The organism is Clostridium sp. HBUAS56017 (genome assembly GCF_007115085.1).
GTDB lineage: Bacteria > Bacillota > Clostridia > Clostridiales > Clostridiaceae > Clostridium > Clostridium cibarium.
Map to the genome: position 1 here is coordinate 355 of NZ_SULK01000035.1, position 21,638 is coordinate 21,992.

Here is a 21,638-nt window from a genome sequence, read left to right on the forward strand (position 1 = left end):
TAAAAAGACTCATCCAACACGGATAAGTCTTCTTATATGCATTAATACAATTTACATGATTTTATCTTCAAATTTTCCCTCATCTAAATCTTTTACTATTATCTTGTACTTTTCATCTGTTAAATCATATAAGACAAATACTATAATAGCCGCTATAGTTAACGCTACTGCTGGATATAATGCCATTACAGCTTTCATTCCAAGTAACGCACCTGAAGTTTGTTCTGCATTAGGTATGTATCCTGTTAACCCTAAAGCACCTAAAGTCACATATGCTGCTATTGATTGCGCTATTTTTCTTGCAAAATTGAATGCAGCATATATTATTCCTTCTTTTCTCTTTCCTGTATGCCATTCACCATAATCAATAACATCAGAAACAAATGCCCATGTTACACCATTTGGTATAGCTAGACCTGCATAACCTATTGTAACAAATATTGTAAAAGTATAAAAATTAGCTGGCAATACAAAATTTAATCCATTTGCTACTATTCCAATAGCAAAGCCTATCATAGCAGTTTTCTTTTTCCCGAATTTTGCTACAAGCTTTGGAATAGCTGCAATACCAATAATAGAACATCCAATCATTATGGTATTCACAAGAGGTTGAAGTTTAATATCTCCAAGAGCATATTGGCAGTAATATATCATCATTTGATTATTCGCATTCATTGCTGATATTGTGAATAATGTCATAAGAATTATAGCTATTAATGGTTTGTTAGTGAAAACTGCTTTTTTGTAATCATTAAAAGTCAATTTTTCATGGGTTCTTCCCTTAGGTTTAACATTCTCCCTAGTATTTCTAAAACAAATATAGAATGAAATTATCCCTACTAGAGCCATTATAGTTGCAGCTACAGGATATCCAATTCTAGGATCTGTAAAATATGTAAGTATAGGAACAAAGGCTATACCAGTAATTAACTGAGCACCTAAAGAACCTGCTTGTCTAAATGTTGCCATTTGACTTCTATCATCAACATCTTGGGTCATAACAGATGCTAGTGATCCGTATGGAATATTTGTAAATGAATATACAAGTCCCCATATCATATAAGCTGCATATGCATAAATCAACTTATTCCTTATAGACATATCTGGCATAATAAATGTTACTATTGTTAGTACTGCAAGTATAATACTTGATATCATCATAACTGGCCTAAACTTACCAAACTTCCCTGGTTTTCTAGAGTCTATTGTTGATCCAGCTATAGGGTCCATAAATGCATCAAATATCTTAGTAATTACAAAAATATTCTTTGCTGCTGTAGCTGGAATATTGCATACATCAGTAAAGAACTTAGAAAGATATGCTTGTCCTAAATCGAACATGAATCCATTTCCAAAATCTCCAAATCCATAGGATATTTTCTCTTTTAAAGATAATTTTTTCATAATTTTTTACTCCTTTTTATACTGCTTATCATTCTTTTTTATTATTTCATCTAGCTAGATTTCACAAAATACTTCCTATTATTTTCTTGTGTAAAATCTTTACTTAAATTGATATATACATACTTTATTATTTAGTAGTAACTCCAAAAGTTTCATCCTTATATTCCATTTAAATACATTTTATTACAGCTGAATTTTAAAAAAATTTCTTTTATTGAATTTATGTAATATTATTTATTGCTGTTGTACTATTTTAAGAATTATGGTTGAAACATATTTCCTTAGAAATACGATTAAAACTTTCTAATCTTTATATTTCTTTATTTATAATTTGTCATGTATACATCAATTCGTTGCCTATTATATTACTTTTTTAAATGAAAAACAATGTAAAATAAGGAATATACATACTATCATGTTTATTTATTCCGTATTATTAGTTCCAGAATTTAATTTTTTTCATATTATAATAAGACTTTCTCATTATTCGGAGGTAATATGTATATATATTTTTTTAATGAAGAAGATACTCACCGAGCTTCTCAATACAAAATTAAAATTAATGTTGCAAATAGACAACTATCTTTATTTAAAAACGAAAAATTATTTAAAACCTATCCCATAGCTGTTGGCAAACCTTCTACTCCTACTCCTAAAGGAAATTTTAAAATTATAAATAAAGCTTATAACCCTGGGGGGCCTTTTGGTTCTCGATGGTTGGGACTAAATGCACCTAATGGAGATTATGGAATTCATGGTACAAATAATCCGAGTTCTATTGGCAAGGCTGTTTCAAATGGATGTATAAGAACTTATAATAAAAATATAATTGAACTTTATAATCTAGTACCAATTAATACACCTGTTGAAATTATATAGCTAAATCTCCTTAGCATATTAACTATGCTAAGGAGATTTATTATTTAATTACTACCTTATAAAAGTACATTGTTGCAATAAATATATTTAATGTTAAAATGATAGCATGTACTTTGAAAACAAGCTTAGTTGGACAAGCCTGTTTTCTGTTTTTAACACTCTAAAAGAAGTAAGGAGAAATGAAAATATGATTCAAGATATACATCCTAATTTATTTCACAACGAATACGTTGAAAAAACTCCAAATGAAGACAGCTTTATTTTATGCTTCAACGAAAACAATATTCTTTTAAATAATAGTAAAGGTAAAATCTATTACCCTAAATATAGCGACTTTAGCCATATTAATGCTACTTACATATATTTATTTAAAATTGATGAGAAGGAATTTTTTCTTGCTCAAGTTAAAATTGACATAGAAATCAATAATTTTTCATTTGAAAATATAAGCCTATTCAGAACTGCTGTACCAAAATATAATGCCTTTGCAGGTATTACAGCTTATCACTTAAACTGTTGGTATAAAAATAACAAGTATTGTGGAAGGTGCGGACATGAGTTAATTCCTGATGACAAAGAAAGAATGATGTATTGCGAAGATTGTAGAAATATGGTTTATCCGAAGATTTCTCCTGCTGTTATAGTAGCCATTACTCATGGTGATAAATTGCTACTTACTAAATATGCTGGAAGAGAGTATAAAAAACATGCACTAGTAGCAGGTTTTATAGAAATTGGTGAAACTCCTGAAGAAGCTGTTAAAAGAGAAGTTATGGAGGAGGTTGGGGTAAAGGTTAAAAATATAAGATACTACAAATCTCAGCCATGGGGTTTTTCAGAAAGCCTACTTATAGGCTATTTTGCAGAACTTGATGGAGACTCCTTAATAACTATGGATGAAAGTGAACTTTCAGAAGCAATATGGATTAAAAGAGATGAAATTGAAATAGAATATGATGGACTAAGTCTTACAAATGAAATGATATGTAAATTTAAAGATAATATGTAATGTAATAAAACTTTAAGAACCGCTAAACTAAGAATTTAGCGGTTCTTAAACATTTCTACATACAATATTCTCAAATTTTATTACATTATTACTTCTTCAATAAATAGCGTTAGATTTTCACCATCAGTTAAATTACAAAACTTAAATCCATCCCCTGTATCAATAGCCAAAGTTGGTCTAGTATTAGCACCACTATTTTGCATTGTAACTACAGCTGTTTGTCCATTATTTAATTTGACTTGTAACCCATTAGGATAACAATAAACACTTTGCATAAAATCTTTATATGTATCTTCTCCAAATTTATCTACTGCTTCTACTGTTATCTTTTCTACAGCTACATGCGGAAGTATCGCTTCTTCTCCATTATTATTATTTATGCTATTAATATATTCATTACAAATTCCTAGTATTTTAGCAAACTCATGTACCTTTTTTCCTTCAATTCCAAATAATCCTTTTCCATCTTCTCTTTCATACATATAATATACAGCCATATATGTAGTAGACATAATTGCTGGATTTCTCTTCATTAATTCTTGTCCCTTTTTAACATGAGTAATATCATTAGAAAATAACTTACCTATATCATGTAATAAGGCCGCAATTCCCAATCTAACCAATTTCTCTTCATCATACCTCTTTCTAATACCAACCATTAATGATAAAAGAGTTACATCCAGTGAATGTACAGCCATTTGAGAAACATCATCACTTTGAACTAGATTATTTATCATTGTTGCATTTTCTGACAAATTAATATTTTCCGTTAATATTTCAATAATTTCTACAACTCTCTTTTCATTTATATATTCTCTTTTTTTTATTTCTTCAAATACTGCTTTTAATTCTTTAACGGCTTTAAGTTTTATAGGTGCAGGTAAAACTTCCTGTAAATTTAATTCATCATTACAATCTTCAATATATAAGGTAGTAACACCCATTTTCTTAAGCCTCGCTATAACAGTTTCACTTATTACATTTCCCTTATTGAAAAATAGCATTCCATTTTCTGTATATATAGGATTTGCTAAAACCTCTCCAACTAAGTTATCATTTACTAAAACTAATTTCATCTTATGTCACCTCTTCAAATGCTTTAATATATTCATTACAATAGCATAAAAATAAATTTTTTAAAGGTAAATCTGTGGTTATTATGTAATAAGGAGGATGTTCAGGTTCCTTTTTACACTGAGTTTTAAAACTTTCTACATAATAAACTCCTAATTAAGGCAATTATTTTATCTAAAAATAAAATGAATAATTATTAAATTTCAGAACATTTTGTATATATTGCTAAGTTTTCATAAACTTATTCTTGATTTAATTTATAACAAGGATAAAACACTGATTACAAAAGAATCATTAACTCTATAATTGGTTTTCTTAATTACCAACCTATTCAGAAACTCCCACACATATGATTTTCAAATCTACAAAAACTATAATTGCAACTCCAAAACTACATCTTAACTGGAAAGGAGCCTTCACATGAACAGAAATAAAAAAACAAAAAACGTAAAAATGAATAAAAATATAGAACAAATAGAATCAATTAATAACTTTGACTCACTAAGAAAACCCATAAATCATAAAGATAATACTAAATACCATCAACAAGGCTAAAAATATTCTTCTTTCAAATCACTAATTTAATAATTCCTATTTATTTAAAAAATACTTATTAACCTTCTTAAAATAATGACAACCACTACTTTAATACAGGTAGTGGTTGTCACAATTTAACTATTTTCTTTTTCCTAAAATTCTATATCAATTTTTTCAAAGCTTCCTTTGTTGCTAAATCAGTAAAACTTGCTTCAATACTAGTATAATATATATTCTTATAATCTTCATAAGTAATATTAAATTCTTCAGATACTATTTTTAGCTCTCTTGACATACTTGTATCTGATACACTTCTGTTATCTGTATTAACAGTTACTTTTATTCCATCCTTATAGAAGTTATATATAGGATGTTCGTTGTAACTATTAACCGCCTTTGTTTGTAAATTACTTGTGGGACACATTTCAAGAATTATATTTCTTTCCTTCACCACTTCATATGCTTCAACACAGTCTTTTATAAAGATACCATGTCCAATTCTTTCTGCTCCTAAAAGTTCAACTGCTTCTAATACATTTTTACCTATTCCTGTTTCTCCTGCATGAATTGTTACTCTATATCCATATTCTCTAGCTAAAGCTATTGGTTCTACAAACTTTTTACAAAACCCTTCTTCTTCTGCTGCACATAAATCTATTGCCACAACTCCTTTTCCTAAAAATTCTTTTCCTTTTTCTATTACCTCAAGAGCTTTATTTGAAGACATATTTCTCATACATGATAAAATCAAATTGCCTTTTATATCATATTTTTCCTCTGCTTCTCTAATACCATCTATAACACTTTCTATTATCTCTCCTATTTCTAGTCCCTTTGCTGTGTGAAGTACAGGTGCGAATCTAACCTCCATATATTTCACATTTTCCTTTGCAGCATCCTCAAAAAGTTCATATGTAATTCTCCTTAAACTTTCTTTTGATTGCATTACTAAATTTGGAATAGAAAAGGCCTTTAGATATTCATTTAGAGATTTACATTCCAATGGTATAACAGTTTTTTCCCTAATATCATTAATATTATAAGAAGGTATTATAATATTTTCTTTCTTTGCTATATCTACTATCGTTTCTGGTCTAAGGCTACCATCTAAATGACAATGAAGTTCAATTTTAGGTAAATCTATAAAATTCATTTTTTCCTCCTAAGTATATTTATTTATAAAAAAAATTCCTAACCACAAAGAAAATATATCTATATAAAAGAGATACCTTCTTCGTAATTAGGAATTATTGGTTCCTAGTAGAGACCTCCAAACCATATTATTGGAGTTATACGAAACTTAATTTATGAAATTATACTAAATTTAAATATTATTGTCAAGTCAATACCTACTTTTCCAATAGTTCCATAGCTATGAGAATCATATTTTTGTAAGGCTAGTATAAACTTTTCTAAATGTTCCTTTGCCTCATATAATTACTCTTTAGCTATCCAAACATTAGATAATTATAAATTTATAAAACCCCGTAACCTTATTATCTAAAGTTACAGGATTTTAATCCTTATTTATATTTGATTAATAATATGGATATGGTGGATAATATGGATATGGTGGAATAATGTAAGGATAATTAATTAGAGATAAAGCTGCTAAAGCTCCTATTGGAAATCTTCTATGCCTAAACCTCCTAAATCTTCTTCTTGGGAATCTTTGCATTTGTCCAAAATTTTGAGTTCCTCCTTCCCCTTCCATTACATCTTCGCCAACCATCATGTCAACCTGGTCATTATCTACTCTCTCAATAATTCCATCAAATGTATTTCCATCCTTCATTGTCACCATAATATGAAAATGCATGCAATTTTTACACTGTTCTTTCATATTATTTAAGTTATCGTAGTACTGGTTTTGACCTTGTTCCATTTTAACATCTCCTTTCAGTTATCATGATATTCAATAAAATAAAAAATTGTGAATTATCTTCATTTATATTTCTAAACCTTGAATGGCATTTTTTTAATTATGATAACCTATTCAAAAAATCTTGGCATTTATAAAACAAAATGTTACTATATTCATATAACAAAATTACTAAAGAAACCTAAAAGTTACTACAGATATTTTTACCAATGGCTTTTAGGCTACTATACTGGAGAGAAATTAGATGAAAAAATTTAAATTTAACAAGAAAAATATTATATTTATAGTAATCGGAATTATTGGCGTAATCAGCTTCTTTGCCCATAACTATACGTCTAAAAGTTCAGAAAATAATAATTCAATTGAAACCAATGCTGAATATACTTCCAAAACCCCAGAAGAAGCCTTAAAAAACACTTCTTTTGATAGCAGCTTTACAGATGCAGAAAAAGCAAAGATAGTAGAATTAACTGATAAATTTGCTAAAATGACATTAAATAATGATTATAAAACTGATAATGTTGATACACTTAAAAACTTTGTAAACTATATGAGTGATGACCTAAAAGCAAATTATTCTGATGATGTATTACAAAAACAAATCGATAGTTTAGTTAAAAATGAACATATTTCAAAATTACAAGACATTACTTACACTGCAATAAAAAAAGATACAGATAATGAATTAATAGCTGTTTCCTTTACTGCAACTGTAAAAGTAGTTAATGATAAGGACTCAAAAGAAAGTGGCAAAACCTTCAGTAAAGTAATTTGTGGATTTGCTTTTGATAAGAATTGGAAAATATCTAAATTTTCAATAGGTCCTTATAAATAGAATAACTTGATTTTCTGTTCCTGACCCCGTAGAAAACGTCATTTTAAAGTTGATTTCTACGGATTTTTTTTATCCATTTCTTAAAAAGTTAATTTATTTAATAACACAGTGAAAGGAATTATAAAATGTCTATAAAAAGATTTAATGAAACAATTAGTTTTAAAAAATATGTATCCCCAAAAGAATATAAAGAAATTAATGAACTTGAAGCTTACTGCATCCTAACTGATAAAATCACCCTAAAACTTGAGTTAGATTATAAGCTAAATTTATACACAAATTCTGAAATTGTCTTAGATAGCATTAATGAATTTTTTTATTATATAAACGGCAATTTGGTATCTTATCTTGGAATTTCATGCTTCGGAAAGAATATAGTTGAAATTAATGGTATGACTCATCCTAATTATAGAAAAAAAGGTTTTTTTAAAAAGCTTTTTTTTCTAGCAATGAATGAATGTAATCAAAGAAACTTCCATAAAATATTACTATTAACAGATGCTAAATCAAGCTCAGGAATTGAATTTATAAAATCTGTTAATGGAGAATATGATTTTTCAGAATATAGAATGAATTTATCTAATATACCTTCTTTTGAAAAAAAGAATTTGATTACCTTACGTCTTGCAAAAAAATCTGATAGAAAAGAAATAGCTAGACAAAATTCACTATACTGGGGACTTGACGAGGTAACTAACGAGTCTGCTAATGAAGAAACTTCAAACCAATACACATATTTAACTATTCTAAAGGATCAAATCGTAGGCAAAATAAGTTTTGAATATAATGGTAATTCAGTTTATATATTCGGATTTGGTATATTGCCCGACTTTAGAGGTCAAGGTTATGGTAAAGAAACTTTGAAGGAGGCTTTAAACTTATTACATGAGAAAGACATCTCTTATATTGAATTAGATGTTGAATGCAAAAATAGTACCGCCCTAAACTTATATAAATACTGTGGATTTGAAGAAAAAACTGTAATGAATTACTATTCTATAAGCACTTTAACTCAATAAGGAGGATTTTGTTATATGATAAAGCCTTTATTTTTAGCCCACGGTTCTCCTATGATGGCTATTGAAGAAACAAACTACACTAAATTTTTAAATAATCTTGGAAATAATATTAACCCCAAAGCTATAATTATATTTACATCTCATTGGGATAACAATTTGCTTACTATTTCTTCTTTTGATTCTGAATATAATACAATTTATGATTTTTATGGATTTCCTGACGAATTATATAAAATTAAATATCCAGCTAAAGGTTCTAGCATAATAGCTGCAAAAGTTGAAAATAAACTAACCACCCAAGGTATCAAGGTAGAAAAAAATATGACTAGAGGATTAGATCATGGTTCTTGGACAATTCTAAAACATCTTTATCCAAAGGCAAATATACCAATTGTTCAGGTATCTATAAATTCCACTCTTTCTATTGAAAATCAAATTAAAATTGGCAATGCTCTTAATTCACTAGCTTGTGAAGATATTTTAATTATTGGCAGCGGAAACACAGTTCACAATTTAAGGTTAGTTGATTTTGAAAGTAAAGTTACCGATGCTTGGGCTAAAGAATTTGATGATTGGTTAATTCAGAAAATAGAGAAAAATGATTTAGATTCTCTTTATAATTATAAAAATATTGCTCCAAATGCTAATTTAGCAGTTCCTACCGCTGATCATTTTGTTCCATTGTTCATTTCACTAGGAAGCACCCCCAAGCTAACCCCAAAAATTATATTTAGAGATTACCAATTAGGAAATTTAAGTTATCTTTGTTTTGAATTCTAAAAATTTTTAGAAACATGTAAAGAAAAGAATTTAATATAATAAATTCTTTTCTTTACACTTTTATTTAATTATTTAAAACTTTATTCACCCAGCTACAAGCTAGTTTTGGCCAAACAGCTATTCCTTCATCTGATTCCGCTAATAATACGTGTTGCCTTATTTTTTCTTTTATAATTAAATCTCTAACACTAACTCCTTTTGGAATTTCTCTTATATTTTTATAAGGTTCAGGTAATTCCATGTGGTTTTCCAATAAAAATTCTGCTGTTTCAAACAATTGCTCCATAGTATAATCCTTACCATAGTCGCCAGTTGCCCACTCTTCATTAGCCAATGACATTCCATGTACTCCATTTGCAAAAATATGCTGTTCAAATACTACACCTTGCTTTTTACATGATTTGGCCAACAAATAACTATTTTCTACTGGTACAGAATTATCTGTCACCGAATGCCATAGAAATACAGGTGGTGTATTCTTTGTTATATGTTTTTCTAACGACATATATTCTAATTCATCTCTAGTTGCATTTTCTCCTAAAAGAGCAGTAAATGACCCCCTATGTACATATTCACTTGATGAAATAACTGGATAACACAATATTGCTGCATTAGGGCGATTACTATAACAATCATATTCGTTATTAAGTTTTAATTCTTTTGCATCATAATGAACTGCTAAACTGCCGCAAAGGTGTCCCCCAGCTGAAAATCCACATAAAATTAATTTTTCACTATCAATATGAAATTGTTCTGCTTCCTTTCTAATTAATCTAACTGCCTTTGATAAATCTTGTAATGGCTGAAATTTTAATGGTGTTCTTAATAACCAATTTGTTGTATATGTTAAAACAAAAGCATTATATCCATTTTTGTAAAACTCTTTTGCAACAATCTCCCCCTCTAATGGAGTTACTATACGATATCCACCACCTGGAACTATTATAATAGCTGGTCTTACATTATCATCATTATGAATGTAAGTAACTAAATTAGGAATAAAATCCCCTTTAACTTCATATTTATACTCCCCTTTCTCCCACAAAGCATAATTCTCATTAATCATCATTCATCTCTCCAATCATTCACTTTAGTATATATTTCTTATTAATCAATTATATGTTAAACCAATAATATCGTTATACAAAAAGTAACCTATATAAATAAACTATTTTTAATAGTTATTATATAGGTTCCAAGTTCTTTGCTTTATATGTTATATTAAAAAGAAAAAAATGACTATCATCTTTAAATTATTATACTTTAACTATACCTATAAATTATATAAACTATCTTGGACAAACTTTACTAAATAAAAATCTAATGATTGGTCCAGCAATTATTAACTGTAGCGGTAATGCCATAATAATATTAAATCCGATGGCAGTAATATATGTCTTTGGCAACTCCGAAGTAACTCCAACATTCATTATTGAACCATATAATGACATACATAAAACCATTCCACATACCATACATGATGATATTAGAACTATCTTCTTCACTGGCTTATCTTCTTTTTTTATAAACTTAAAAGCTATCCCTTTAGCAGGGCCTGAAACTATAAACCAGTCACATATAATACCTATTATATAAGTTAATATAAATTCATCTAATACACTATTTATAGTTTCTATAGATAAACTTCCAGTACGTAAAAATACATTATAAATACTCATAAAAAACACCATAAAGGCACACATCATAACTGTATAAATTAAACTTTCTTTTTTCGTTTGAGGCATAAAAATTTCTCCTTTGTTAATAAAATTATTATGTAAGATCTTCACCTACATAATAATTTTATCAGCCAACATTCCTCTTCGTAAGCATTTTCTGATTTATTATTTAACAAACATTTTTTATTAATATATGCTCACGTTTTCAACAAACTTGTAAACTTATTCATTTCTAATTTTTAAAAGTATTCACTTAAAATATTAAGTTTTAGTTATTAACGCATAAATTTTCACACCATACTGTCATTTAATATCTATTTTGAATAATATGATTCTCTAAGTATTCCATATTCATAAGTATCTTGCCAAATAGGCTCGTTATTTGCATTAATCTTAAAATATATATTTTTACGAAGATATCCTTCACGAATCAAATTTAGCCTTTCAAGTAATTTCCATGACAATTCATTTTCCGGATTGCACATTGCAATAATTCTACGTACTTTCAATTCTTTAAAAACAAAATTCATGAACGCTTTAGCGCTTTCTGTTGCATAACCTTTGTGCCAATAACTAGAATTGAATACATATCCTAATTCATAAGTATCATACTCTCTCTTTCCAAAATAAAAATTACCAATTACTTTTCCTGTCTCTTTTAAACATACTGCTATAAATTCTTCACTTCCAGCTCGACTAATTGCCTCTTCTTTACTTTCTTGAACTGTAAATGCTTCATAAGGTTCATAATAAACTACCTTTTCGTCAGATAAATATTCATATATATCTTTCCAATCTTCCTCCCTGAACCTACGAATTATTAATCTTTTAGTTTCTATCTCTTTAAATATACTCATGAAACCATCCCCTTTACTTTGCATTCATGAAACCTTTACCTAATTATACCAAATTGAAAAAGAAGACATATTTATGTGAGCATAATTAATTATTTATTTATCTTAAAAGAACTTATTCATAATTTCAACTTGCTATTTAATATTTTTACAACAAAAAAAAGCAATTTAAGGATAACCAAAACTATTAAGTTTTAATCATCTATCTTAAATTGCTCATAAATATTTATTGTTAGTGTTTTAATATTATTTTACTTTCTTCTGCCCCAGCATTAATTAAAAGTTGCTCTGCTTCTTCGCCATGCACATAATATACTGCATTTGAACAATAGGAAAATGCTTGACTTCCTATATTGATTATACCTTTCCCAACTTCCACGCTTGTCAAACTATTACATGAAAAAAATGCAAAATCTCCTATCTTACTTACACTATCTGGGATAACTAAGCTTTTTAAGTTAATACAATCACTAAAAGCGTTTACACCTATATTGGTTACATTATTACCAATAACAACATTTCTTAAGACAGCACATTCGCAAAATGCTTCTTCTTCAATATTAGTTACACTATCAGGAATTATTACACTTGTGATGTTATACTTATCATAAAAAGCTTCTCTTCCTATATTAATTACTGAAATACCATTAATTCTACTTGGTATAACTACTGTAGTATCAGTACCAATATAATTTGTTATTGTTCCTGTTTTTTCATCAAAAGTGAAATCCTTTTCTTTATTGACAGTTAGAGTTTTTACATCATTTGTTATAAATTCCTGTTTGTTTTCCATTGCTGAAATTTTTACACTCACCATAAGGCTTGTACACATGGTTAAAAGTAATAGTTTTATAATTATTCTTTTTTCTTTTTTTAACATTTTTCTTCCCCTTGCTATATGTATTTTTACTACATTATATCACTTAAATGGAAACTAATCGTATTTTTGTAATTTTCTCTTTCACGTATATAAAAATTTTAGAGAGTAGATTGTATCTGCCCTCTAAATAAGATTATAATTAGCTTTCTAATATTCATATAGATCTATCTCCATTTCAATAATATAATCCTCATTGTCATCTATAATTTCAACAGATACTTTATCTACAGTAGAATGAAATCTTTCCTTAATACATCTATTATCATTGAATGCTTTATTTAACTTTTCTCTTGATGTAAAATTACCTATTGTAATATGTGGTATAAATGTTTTATCATTCAACTATTTAGCTTTATATTGTTCTAATATTCCTATATTTTAATTCAAATTTATTATCGTTCTGGTTTAGAATATACCAAATACTTTCTATATTTCTTTAATCTCTTAGGTAGTTCATTAACTTTAGGATTTGGTTTTAATGCTACATTATTTAACTCATCTCCATGCTCAAATTTCCCAGAAAGCCTTATGTGAGAATGAACTTTATCTTCTTCTGATATCTCAAATTTAACTTTATTATCCACTACATTTAACGTTCCTTTTACTCCACATACAGCACATACTACAGGATAATTCTTATCATCATTCCTTACTTCTATAAGTTTTGAATGACAAAGAGGGCATAATCCTATCTCCCCAATATATTCTGGTATTTCTTTATTATCTGAAATTATTCTGTCAGTTTGCTCTAATAAACATTTAGCTACATGAGCTCCTGATTTTCTTGCTTTAGCTATTGCTTCCTCATTAAATACTACACTCCCTGGAAGGCCTGTCCAATTAATTAATATTTTGTCTACCACATCCATATGTGTTGATAAAACTGACAAGTGCATTAATGGAAGAGCTAGAGTATCCCACTCACTTCCCCCCACTGCTATAAGTGATGCCACTCTTGTCTTAAATGACCTTTCATCAACAGAATTACCTTTAGTTATTCCTTTCTCGTCGCGATTTCTTTTAGATATAAATCTAAATGCAACATCATGAGATGGTCCCATTCTATCTGCTAATATCTTCAAAAGTCCAGTAGGCCCTTTTTCATAAATTGGTGAACTAAGAATTAATCCATCACACTCCATAATCTTTTCTTCGATAAATTTAAAGTCATCATCCTTAATAACACATTCTCCAGAGCTAGATTTTTCTAGTAAACTTACAACACAAGCATTACATCCTGTACAATTCTTAATATTTAAGTCGTTAAGTCTTATAAGCTCTACCTCTGCTCCTTTTTCTTCTGCCCCCATTAGCGCTTCCTTAACAAGTATTTCAGAATTACCCATTTTTCTTCCACATGTTATACCTAATACTTTCAATATTATCTCTCCTTTTACATTACCTATTTAATAATTCATTATTTACCATAAAATTATATCAAAAGTCCACTGTTATCTGTAAGTTAAATTTCTTTTCCATTTTGAAAAACTTATTTAATAAATATATGATTGCGTTTTCATAAAAGTTATTTTCGTAAAATTCTTAATATTCTTAGAAATATATTTAAAAATATTAACCAGTGAAATTTCATTATTCCATTTTACTTTTTTTATAATATTTCAATAGCATTGAATTTACATACATTTTTACACAAACCACATCCTACACATAAGTCTTTATTGATTTGTATATAATCATTTGTTATTTCTATAGCTTGGCAATGAATTTCAAAACACTTACTACATCTTTTGCATTTTACTGAATTCACAACAAACTCTCTCTTTTCATTAGATTTATATTTTTTTAAACATTTGCTCTTACATATAATTACACTTGGTCTTTTTTCTCCAAGTTCATTCTTAAGGATTTTTTCAAATTCTTCTACTTTAATAGGATCAATTACGTATACATTTTCAATGTTTATTGCTCTTACAAGCTTTTCTATATCCACTTTGCAAGTAAATTCTCCTTTTATAGTAAATTCATTTCCAGGATTATCTTGCTGTCCAGACATAGCAGTTATAGAATTATCTAATATAATTACAGTAGCAAATCCTTTATTATGGATTAAGTTAATTAATGATGTTAATCCTGAATGAAAAAAGCTTGAATCTCCTATAACTGCTACAGCTTTTCCTTCTATCGTTTCATTCCTTACTTTCTGAATTCCTTGTATCATTCCTATACTTGCTCCCATGCATATACAAGTATCCATAGAACCGAAAGGTTCAAATGATGTTAATGTATTACATCCAGTATCCCCAAAGACGATAAGATCTAATTTTTTTAGTACATATGAAACAGCTCTATAAGAACATCCTACACAAATGGTTTGTTGATTATTGGCTAAATCCTCCTCTTTATTTTTAGGAGTCTCTTCTAATCCTATAATTTTGCTTTTAATTATTTCTGCCGACAATTCTCCAGTTATAGGAAATAAATCTTTACCAATAACTTTTACTCCAAGATTCTTTATCTCGTCTTCTAAAAATGGTTCAAGTTCCTCAACCACATAGATTTTCTCACAAAATTCACAAAATTCTCTTATTTTATCCTTCGGCAATGGAAATGACATTCCTATCTCTAAAATAGATGCCTCTGGAAAAGCCTCAATTGAATATTTAATAGATATTCCACTACTTATTATTCCAAAACTACTGTCTTTTTTAATTATTCTATTAATAGACAAATCATTAGAACATTTTTCAAGTAACAATTTTCTTTTTTCTACAAATTCATGTTTTCTTCGGGAAATTGGAGGAAATAAAACATACTTATTAATATCTTTTTTGTATTCCTTAATTTTCTGCTCTACTCTATCCTCTATTTCTACTAATTCATAACAATTAGCAACTCTAGTAGTAATTCTAATCATTACTGGTGTATCATATTTTTCGCTAATTTCAAAAGCTAACTTCGTATAACTTTTACATTCTTGTCCATTAGCTGGTTCTAAAATTGGGATTTTAGCTGCCTTTCCATATAATCTGGAATCTTGTTCATTTTGAGAACCAAATATTCCCGGATCATCACCTACTACAATCACTAATCCTCCATTAACTCCAGTATAAGAAGAATTAAATAATGGATCAGCAGCTACATTTAACCCCACCTGCTTCATAGAACACAATGCTCTTGCACCTCCTATAGATGCTCCTAATGCAATTTCTAATGCAACTTTTTCATTAATAGACCACTCCGCATTGATTTCTTCATATTCTGATAAACATTGAACTATTTCTGTAGTAGGTGATCCTGGATGTGCAGTAGCTACTCTTACCCCTGCTTCATACGCTCCCCTAGCTATAGCTTCATTTCCAACTAAAAATTTCTTCATATATTTCATTCCTACTTTCTGTTTATAGTAAAATTATTGCGCACACTCATATTACCATAACATATAATTATTTCAAAATAATGTATAAAAATAAGTATCTTAAAAAACATTTTAAGATACTCATCTTTATAAAAACTTATATATTTATTAGAATTAGTATTAATTCCAAATTTTATTTGCCCATTCTGGGTGATCAATAAAAGGATTTCTATTATGTTGATACTTGTTGTATATTATATCATTTCTTCTCATCTCACTTACATCTACAGGATCTTCTGCATTCCATTTAAGTAAAGTGCTTAATTTCCCAAAGTTTGGCGCAGTCCCATTATTAACCTGATTAACTAATTCTAGATCCGGTTCTCCATTGCCCCCCTCATATCTTACAGCCATATAAAATAACATTCTAGCTATATCACCTTTTACACTATCTCTTGGTTCCCATGAATCACTATCATGTTTGCATTCAGTAGCTTCTCTATCAGGAGTTCCACCCTCATCAAAATCCAAATTTCCTCTTGTGCTATTTACAGATACGTCAGCTGCTCTTAAATGATGTAAATCTGTGCCAGCTCCTACTCTGGTTCCAAAATTACCGTGAGACTTTGCCCACACATGTTCTCTGTTCCAATTATCAACACCTGATCCATTTGTATTTTTACCTTGCGAACGACCTGTATAAAGTAGTATCACATTATTAGGATTGTTAGGATCCTCATCGGTATCTTTTATTCCATCCCAAACAGCATCATATGATAATTTTTTATTGTTTGAAATTATTCTATGAAGTGCTGATTTTAAATCTAATCCAGTCTTTCCTATAGCTGAAAAGTAATAAGTAGTATCATAAGGACTTAAAACTCCTCCTGTTCCAGAACCATTACCATTATCACTGCTTCCTCCATTATTGTCATCTGAAGAGTTTTCTTTTGCTATACCTGTAATATTCTTTATTCCAGCATGATTAAAATATGAATTTAAATAACCTGTAACTTTTATCTCAGTACCTTTCAAGGTAGGATTTGTCTTTAAACCAAAAGAGCTTCTATATTTGCTTGGAATTTGAACGTAAATCATTTTTGAAGTACTAGACTCTGATTTACTATCAGCAATAGCAATAGCTGTATCACCAATAAATCCACTATTTAGAACTTGGTTTGTTGACGATGGCTCACCAACAACATATCCTTTAACTATTTCCAAAGTATTATTTTGATTTTGTATAGCATCTGTTACTGAATATGTAGCCTTACCTAAATCTGCTTCTATTATGGAATATGCCGTCTTAGGTATATAACAAAAAGTAAACAAGGCTAAAATAAGCACAAATGAAATTATATACCTTTTATCTTTAATCTTCTTTAAACTCAAATTTACTCCCCCTAAATTTATATTATTACTTAATATATCCTCCTTTTCTTATGAATTTGTCGTTTAATAATCTTAATACTGTGCCTACTTGTTATATATGAAGCTCATCTTAAATAGTTATATCTAGGCACCAATATTTCACATTATACCATTTAATATTTAAAAAGTTAATACTTTCCTGTAAGTTGCACTAACATATACAAAAAATATGTTGAAATTATATATATATATGTGCCCTTTTGCTTTTTTCAAGAATAGTATATATAAGGATATTAAATAATATTTAGAACCTAAATTTTTATAAACAGGAGATAAAAAAATGGATAACGAACAACTTTTTTGTGATACTACAAAATGTAATGCTAGTGTTGTAAGTGCAGATACACTTACACCTGCTGAAAATTACCCATTATATGGTGGAGAATATAAAATTCCTAGAGTTCTTGCTGAATTTGTAATTCAAATAGACTCTGAATCTATAATTAGACTTAATGAACCTTCTTATGAAATAAAAAGAATAGAAAAACAAATATTTTTAACTCAATGTAGATATATCGCTCCTACAGACAAAGTTTTTATAGAAGGATATATTAGAAAAAATATAGAGTATGCTACCAAAACTTGTACAACAAAAACTGGAATAGGTGGATCTATCAAAGATACTACTGTTCATATTCCATTTAAAGCTTATACTAAAGTAAATTTCGGTGAACATCTTCCAAAAGTTAAACCAAATGTACCTCCTATGGTAGCTAGATACTTCGACGAAAAGAGAATGGGAAAAGATATGAGAGAAGCAGATAGATCAAATATAGAGATTTTCAATGAACCTGTTTATTGTGAACTTGAATGGTCAGCTGTTTTCGATGCAGATATAGATGGTAAAGGTTATCCAATTCATGGATTCCCTAATGAAAAAGAATTCCAAGAATTCACTGATAAATCAGTAGTTTATCTTTGCATGAAATTACTTCAAAAACAACAAGTTTGTTTACCAGATGCTAAAGAAAGAACTAAAAAAACACCTTCTGCATTAGATAATGAATGGAATTTCCTTATTTCTGAATTATCACACAGGAAATAATATTGTTTGCTGTAAGAGGATGCTCTTCAATGATGATTTTAATAATCACTTTAAGGCTCCTCTTTCTTTTTGCAATAAATCTTCTAATTATATTAATAGATGAATATACTCTAATTAGCAATTGCATATTTCCCATTTAGGAGGTTAAAATGAGTAAAGCTTATTTGACTATAGATGATGGTCCAACTAAAAACACAAAATCAATTACAGATTTTTTAATAAAAAAAAACATACAATCTATTATGTTTTTTACAGGTATACAAACTATAAAAAACAGAAAAGAAGCTATATATGCAATACAAAAAAATTGTATTGTAGGCAACCATAGTTTTACACATCCACATTTTTCTGAACTCGATTTAGATGAATGTATTTCAGAAATTGAACTTCAAGAAGAGCAACTTAATTTATTATACAAAGAAGCTGGAATTCAAAGAAGATATAGAATATTTCGTTTCCCATATGGAGATAAAGGTGGTAAAAATAAAGATGCTTTACAAAAGTATCTAAAAAATAGTGGGTTCAATAAATTTAATGATAATAAAATCACATTTCCATGGTATTATGAATCTGGACTAAATAAAGACATTGATTTATATTGGACCTTTGATTTTTTTGAATATAAATTGGAATACAATAATGGATTTACTTTTGAAGATATTATTAAAGAGATTAATGAAATGAATCCCAAAGAAGGAGCACCACTTCTTGCTCCAGATGTCTATAATATTGTTTTAATTCACGACCATGAAAAATGCGAAAAATCCTTACAAAATTATTTCTATGACATAATAAATTATGTTTTAGACCAAGGTGTTGAATTTATTAAACCTGAATTTATTAAACCAAGAAGTTGGCTTTACATTTAATTAAAAATACTATTTTTGAGAGGTTGTATTTAAAAGCCTAACCTCTCTTAGTTTTATTCTTACTATTATGAAAAATATTAAAACCCTTACCTTTTATGGTAAGAGTTTTAATGAAATTTCATTTATACAATTTTTTTAATTAATACTTTTGTTATTCTCTTACTATCACAATCAAGCACTATAAAAGCATACTCCCCAAAAGTTACTTTGTCATTAACTTCTGGATAATCCTTTAGTTGTGAATAAATCCACCCTCCAATAGTATCTATATTTTCTTCCTCAATAGATATTTCTAATAATTCATTTATATCTTCAAGAATTAACTTTCCATCTACAATATAACTACCATCTTCAGTTTTAATAATGTCATCTCCATCATCATCAAATTCGTCTTGAATTTCACCAACTATTTCTTCTAAAATATCCTCTATAGTTACTAGTCCAAAAGTGCCTCCATATTCATCAATAACTATAGCCATTTGCAATTTTTCTCTTTTAAATATCTTTAAAAGTTCACTTATTGACATAGATTCTGGAACAAATTTAATTTCACGAATAATGTCCTCTATATTATCATTATTTCCTTCAATTTTCATTTTATATAAATCTTTAATGTGTACAAATCCAATAACATTGTCTTTACTTTCCTTACATACAGGATATCTAGTTAATTGCTCATCTAAGGCATATTTTGTAATATCTTCAAAATCATCTTCTAAATATACACATGCCATATCAGTCCTTGGTATCATTATATCCTTTACCGTTGTTTCTGAAAAATCAAATATATTATCTACAAATGTTAATTCAGTTTGATCAATTAACCCATGCTTATAACTTTCTTCAACTAAAATTTTTATTTCTTCATCTGTATGAGCCTCCTCATGTTCATCAACTTGAGAAACTCCAAATATTCTCAAAACTAAATTAGTGCTATGGTTAAAAGCCCACATTATTGGAAAAGTTATCTTATAAAACATTATAAGTGGTAAAGCTGTATAAAGTGCTATTTTTTCCGAACTTATAATAGCTAATGATTTAGGTGCTAATTCTCCAAGTACAATATGAAATCCCGTAATTAGTGCAAATCCTAATAAAAATGAAATTGAATGCACAACACTTTCAGGTAAATTAATTATTTTAAACAATGGTTCCAATAAATTTGCTACAGCAGGTTCTCCTATCCATCCGAGTCCTAAAGATGCTAAGGTAATCCCTAACTGACATGCAGAAAGATATGAATTTAAATCTTTTACCACATTCAAGGTATGTTTCGCATTTCTTTCTCCTTCAAGTACTAATGTTTCTATCCTAGATTTTCTCACCTTTACCATGGCAAATTCCGTAGCTACAAAAAAACCATTCATAAAAACAAGTAAAAACACAATAATAATATTTATCAAATTAACCATATGTTAATAAATTCCCTCCCAAATCTTCCTATATCTTTTGTTTTTTAATTCTAACATAAATAATAATTATCATTATACCATATTTATTCATATTAATATATTTAAATAGATTAGTCTTTAATGTTATTTCTTATTTAAGTGTCAAAAATGCAATATAATTTAATATACCTATTCAAATTTAACTTCAGCCTAAAGTAACATGCATATTTACTTTCTAATTGCAAAAAACTACAACTAGAAATCATATGGAGGTGCTAAAATGATTGATAAGATAGGAAAAATAACTTTATATGTAAATAATCAAGATGAAGCAAAAAAATTTTGGACTGAAAAATTAGAATTTATAGTTAAATTAGAACAACCTATGGGCCCTACAATGAAATGGTTGGAGGTCGGGCCAAGCGAAAGCGAATTTACTACTTTCATTCTTTATGATAAAAATATGATGAAATCTCAAAAACCAGATGCTAATATTTCACATCCAAATGTATTGTTAAGTACAACTGATATTGAAAATGCTTATAAGAAAATGAAATCAAAGAATATTGAAGTTGAAGATATCATGACTATGCCTTATGGAAAAATGTTTTCTTTTAAAGATCAAGATGGCAATGAATATTTACTTCGTGAAGATAAATGAATATTAAAAAGATAGTGTAATAGATTTTTATAATATATTATACTATCTTAGCATATGGGAATGTAGATCATATTTATGACTAGTAAATATCTA

Annotated in this window: 21 protein-coding genes and 1 riboswitch; of the genes, 8 read left to right on the plus strand and 13 right to left on the minus strand. The window is 28.2% G+C overall.

From position 1 onward, the window contains the following. Nucleotides 1-51: 51 nt before the first annotated feature. On the minus strand, nt 52-1,404 hold the full coding sequence (locus FAY47_RS18930) for an MFS transporter (protein WP_143318493.1): 1,353 nt from the start codon (nt 1,402-1,404) through the stop codon (nt 52-54). Nucleotides 1,405-1,902: 498 nt separating this feature from the next. Here FAY47_RS18930 and FAY47_RS18935 point away from each other — a divergent pair, with 498 nt between their 5' ends. Both FAY47_RS18935 and nudC read left to right on the plus strand, forming a co-directional pair. Then, nucleotides 1,903-2,283, plus strand: a complete 381-nt coding sequence (locus FAY47_RS18935; protein WP_143318494.1) for a L,D-transpeptidase — start codon at nt 1,903-1,905, stop codon at nt 2,281-2,283. 187 nt (nt 2,284-2,470) lie between these two features. After that, the gene (gene nudC, locus FAY47_RS18940) at nt 2,471-3,292 is read left to right on the plus strand and encodes an NAD(+) diphosphatase (protein ID WP_143318495.1); all 822 of its coding nucleotides are present in this window, start codon (nt 2,471-2,473) and stop codon (nt 3,290-3,292) included. Between the two features lie 80 nt (nt 3,293-3,372). Here the strand turns inward: nudC and FAY47_RS18945 are convergent, their stop codons facing one another. From FAY47_RS18945 to FAY47_RS18955, 3 genes are all read right to left on the minus strand, one after another. Next, on the minus strand, nt 3,373-4,368 hold the full coding sequence (locus FAY47_RS18945) for an HD domain-containing protein (protein WP_143318496.1): 996 nt from the start codon (nt 4,366-4,368) through the stop codon (nt 3,373-3,375). A 695-nt stretch (nt 4,369-5,063) separates the two neighbouring features. Beyond that, on the minus strand, nt 5,064-6,056 hold the full coding sequence (add, locus tag FAY47_RS18950; RefSeq protein ID WP_143318497.1) for an adenosine deaminase: 993 nt from the start codon (nt 6,054-6,056) through the stop codon (nt 5,064-5,066). 64 nt (nt 6,057-6,120) lie between these two features. Next, nucleotides 6,121-6,220: riboswitch (purine riboswitch) on the minus strand. 220 nt (nt 6,221-6,440) lie between these two features. Beyond that, a complete protein-coding gene (locus FAY47_RS18955) occupies nt 6,441-6,788 on the minus strand; it encodes a hypothetical protein (RefSeq protein ID WP_143318498.1) in 348 nt (115 codons plus the stop codon). A gap of 241 nt (nt 6,789-7,029) precedes the next feature. On the opposite strand from FAY47_RS18955, the gene FAY47_RS18960 reads away from it, so the two are divergent. The 3 genes from FAY47_RS18960 (at nt 7,030) to FAY47_RS18970 (ending at nt 9,419) form a co-directional block, all read left to right on the plus strand. After that, nucleotides 7,030-7,620: a hypothetical protein gene (locus tag FAY47_RS18960; RefSeq protein WP_143318499.1), complete on the plus strand. Its 591-nt coding sequence runs from the start codon at nt 7,030-7,032 to the stop codon at nt 7,618-7,620. 125 nt (nt 7,621-7,745) lie between these two features. Continuing rightward, nucleotides 7,746-8,639, plus strand: a complete 894-nt coding sequence (locus tag FAY47_RS18965) for a GNAT family N-acetyltransferase (RefSeq protein ID WP_185966906.1) — start codon at nt 7,746-7,748, stop codon at nt 8,637-8,639. A 15-nt stretch (nt 8,640-8,654) separates the two neighbouring features. Continuing rightward, entirely contained in the window at nt 8,655-9,419 is a 765-nt protein-coding gene (locus FAY47_RS18970; protein WP_143318500.1) for a class III extradiol ring-cleavage dioxygenase, read from the plus strand. 64 nt (nt 9,420-9,483) lie between these two features. On the opposite strand, the gene FAY47_RS18975 is transcribed toward FAY47_RS18970, so the two are convergent. From FAY47_RS18975 to FAY47_RS19010, 8 genes are all read right to left on the minus strand, one after another. Then, on the minus strand, nt 9,484-10,485 hold the full coding sequence (locus FAY47_RS18975) for an alpha/beta hydrolase (protein ID WP_143318501.1): 1,002 nt from the start codon (nt 10,483-10,485) through the stop codon (nt 9,484-9,486). Between the two features lie 223 nt (nt 10,486-10,708). Further along, nucleotides 10,709-11,164 (minus strand): DUF2798 domain-containing protein, encoded by a 456-nt coding sequence (locus FAY47_RS18980; RefSeq protein ID WP_143318502.1) that lies wholly within the window; start codon nt 11,162-11,164, stop codon nt 10,709-10,711. A gap of 248 nt (nt 11,165-11,412) precedes the next feature. After that, nucleotides 11,413-11,955: a GNAT family N-acetyltransferase gene (locus tag FAY47_RS18985; RefSeq protein ID WP_143318503.1), complete on the minus strand. Its 543-nt coding sequence runs from the start codon at nt 11,953-11,955 to the stop codon at nt 11,413-11,415. Between the two features lie 229 nt (nt 11,956-12,184). After that, nucleotides 12,185-12,832 (minus strand): leucine-rich repeat domain-containing protein, encoded by a 648-nt coding sequence (locus FAY47_RS18990; protein ID WP_143318504.1) that lies wholly within the window; start codon nt 12,830-12,832, stop codon nt 12,185-12,187. A gap of 147 nt (nt 12,833-12,979) precedes the next feature. After that, nucleotides 12,980-13,174, minus strand: a complete 195-nt coding sequence (locus tag FAY47_RS18995; RefSeq protein WP_143318505.1) for a hypothetical protein — start codon at nt 13,172-13,174, stop codon at nt 12,980-12,982. A 50-nt stretch (nt 13,175-13,224) separates the two neighbouring features. Beyond that, entirely contained in the window at nt 13,225-14,211 is a 987-nt protein-coding gene (locus tag FAY47_RS19000; RefSeq protein ID WP_143318506.1) for a flavodoxin family protein, read from the minus strand. A 230-nt stretch (nt 14,212-14,441) separates the two neighbouring features. Next, a complete protein-coding gene (locus tag FAY47_RS19005) occupies nt 14,442-16,169 on the minus strand; it encodes an indolepyruvate ferredoxin oxidoreductase subunit alpha (RefSeq protein WP_143318507.1) in 1,728 nt (575 codons plus the stop codon). Nucleotides 16,170-16,328: 159 nt separating this feature from the next. After that, nucleotides 16,329-17,540, minus strand: coding sequence for an endonuclease (locus tag FAY47_RS19010; RefSeq protein WP_143318508.1), 1,212 nt, complete (start codon nt 17,538-17,540; stop codon nt 16,329-16,331). A 319-nt stretch (nt 17,541-17,859) separates the two neighbouring features. Here FAY47_RS19010 and FAY47_RS19015 point away from each other — a divergent pair, with 319 nt between their 5' ends. Further along, nucleotides 17,860-18,624, plus strand: coding sequence for a CsxC family protein (locus FAY47_RS19015; RefSeq protein ID WP_143318509.1), 765 nt, complete (start codon nt 17,860-17,862; stop codon nt 18,622-18,624). A gap of 149 nt (nt 18,625-18,773) precedes the next feature. Then, nucleotides 18,774-19,493: a polysaccharide deacetylase family protein gene (locus FAY47_RS19020; RefSeq protein WP_143318510.1), complete on the plus strand. Its 720-nt coding sequence runs from the start codon at nt 18,774-18,776 to the stop codon at nt 19,491-19,493. 122 nt (nt 19,494-19,615) lie between these two features. Here the strand turns inward: FAY47_RS19020 and FAY47_RS19025 are convergent, their stop codons facing one another. After that, on the minus strand, nt 19,616-20,905 hold the full coding sequence (locus tag FAY47_RS19025) for a hemolysin family protein (RefSeq protein WP_143318511.1): 1,290 nt from the start codon (nt 20,903-20,905) through the stop codon (nt 19,616-19,618). A gap of 259 nt (nt 20,906-21,164) precedes the next feature. On the opposite strand from FAY47_RS19025, the gene FAY47_RS19030 reads away from it, so the two are divergent. Then, nucleotides 21,165-21,545: a VOC family protein gene (locus FAY47_RS19030; protein WP_143318512.1), complete on the plus strand. Its 381-nt coding sequence runs from the start codon at nt 21,165-21,167 to the stop codon at nt 21,543-21,545. Nucleotides 21,546-21,638 lie beyond the last annotated feature (93 nt).

Bases quoted from the DNA above. Each gene is read 5' to 3' on its own strand.
- FAY47_RS18955 (WP_143318498.1), bottom strand. From the start codon at position 6,788: ATGGAACAAGGTCAAAACCAGTACTACGATAACTTAAATAATATGAAA.
- FAY47_RS18945 (WP_143318496.1), bottom strand. From the start codon at position 4,368: ATGAAATTAGTTTTAGTAAATGATAACTTAGTTGGAGAGGTTTTAGCA.
- add (WP_143318497.1), bottom strand. From the start codon at position 6,056: ATGAATTTTATAGATTTACCTAAAATTGAACTTCATTGTCATTTAGAT.
- FAY47_RS18930 (WP_143318493.1), bottom strand. From the start codon at position 1,404: ATGAAAAAATTATCTTTAAAAGAGAAAATATCCTATGGATTTGGAGAT.
- FAY47_RS18985 (WP_143318503.1), bottom strand. From the start codon at position 11,955: ATGAGTATATTTAAAGAGATAGAAACTAAAAGATTAATAATTCGTAGG.
- FAY47_RS18960 (WP_143318499.1), top strand. From the start codon at position 7,030: ATGAAAAAATTTAAATTTAACAAGAAAAATATTATATTTATAGTAATC.
- FAY47_RS18965 (WP_185966906.1), top strand. From the start codon at position 7,746: ATGTCTATAAAAAGATTTAATGAAACAATTAGTTTTAAAAAATATGTA.
- FAY47_RS19025 (WP_143318511.1), bottom strand. From the start codon at position 20,905: ATGGTTAATTTGATAAATATTATTATTGTGTTTTTACTTGTTTTTATG.
- FAY47_RS18990 (WP_143318504.1), bottom strand. From the start codon at position 12,832: ATGTTAAAAAAAGAAAAAAGAATAATTATAAAACTATTACTTTTAACC.
- FAY47_RS19005 (WP_143318507.1), bottom strand. From the start codon at position 16,169: ATGAAGAAATTTTTAGTTGGAAATGAAGCTATAGCTAGGGGAGCGTAT.
- nudC (WP_143318495.1), top strand. From the start codon at position 2,471: ATGATTCAAGATATACATCCTAATTTATTTCACAACGAATACGTTGAA.
- FAY47_RS18970 (WP_143318500.1), top strand. From the start codon at position 8,655: ATGATAAAGCCTTTATTTTTAGCCCACGGTTCTCCTATGATGGCTATT.
- FAY47_RS18980 (WP_143318502.1), bottom strand. From the start codon at position 11,164: ATGCCTCAAACGAAAAAAGAAAGTTTAATTTATACAGTTATGATGTGT.
- FAY47_RS19015 (WP_143318509.1), top strand. From the start codon at position 17,860: ATGGATAACGAACAACTTTTTTGTGATACTACAAAATGTAATGCTAGT.
- FAY47_RS19020 (WP_143318510.1), top strand. From the start codon at position 18,774: ATGAGTAAAGCTTATTTGACTATAGATGATGGTCCAACTAAAAACACA.
- FAY47_RS19030 (WP_143318512.1), top strand. From the start codon at position 21,165: ATGATTGATAAGATAGGAAAAATAACTTTATATGTAAATAATCAAGAT.
- FAY47_RS18975 (WP_143318501.1), bottom strand. From the start codon at position 10,485: ATGATTAATGAGAATTATGCTTTGTGGGAGAAAGGGGAGTATAAATAT.
- FAY47_RS18935 (WP_143318494.1), top strand. From the start codon at position 1,903: ATGTATATATATTTTTTTAATGAAGAAGATACTCACCGAGCTTCTCAA.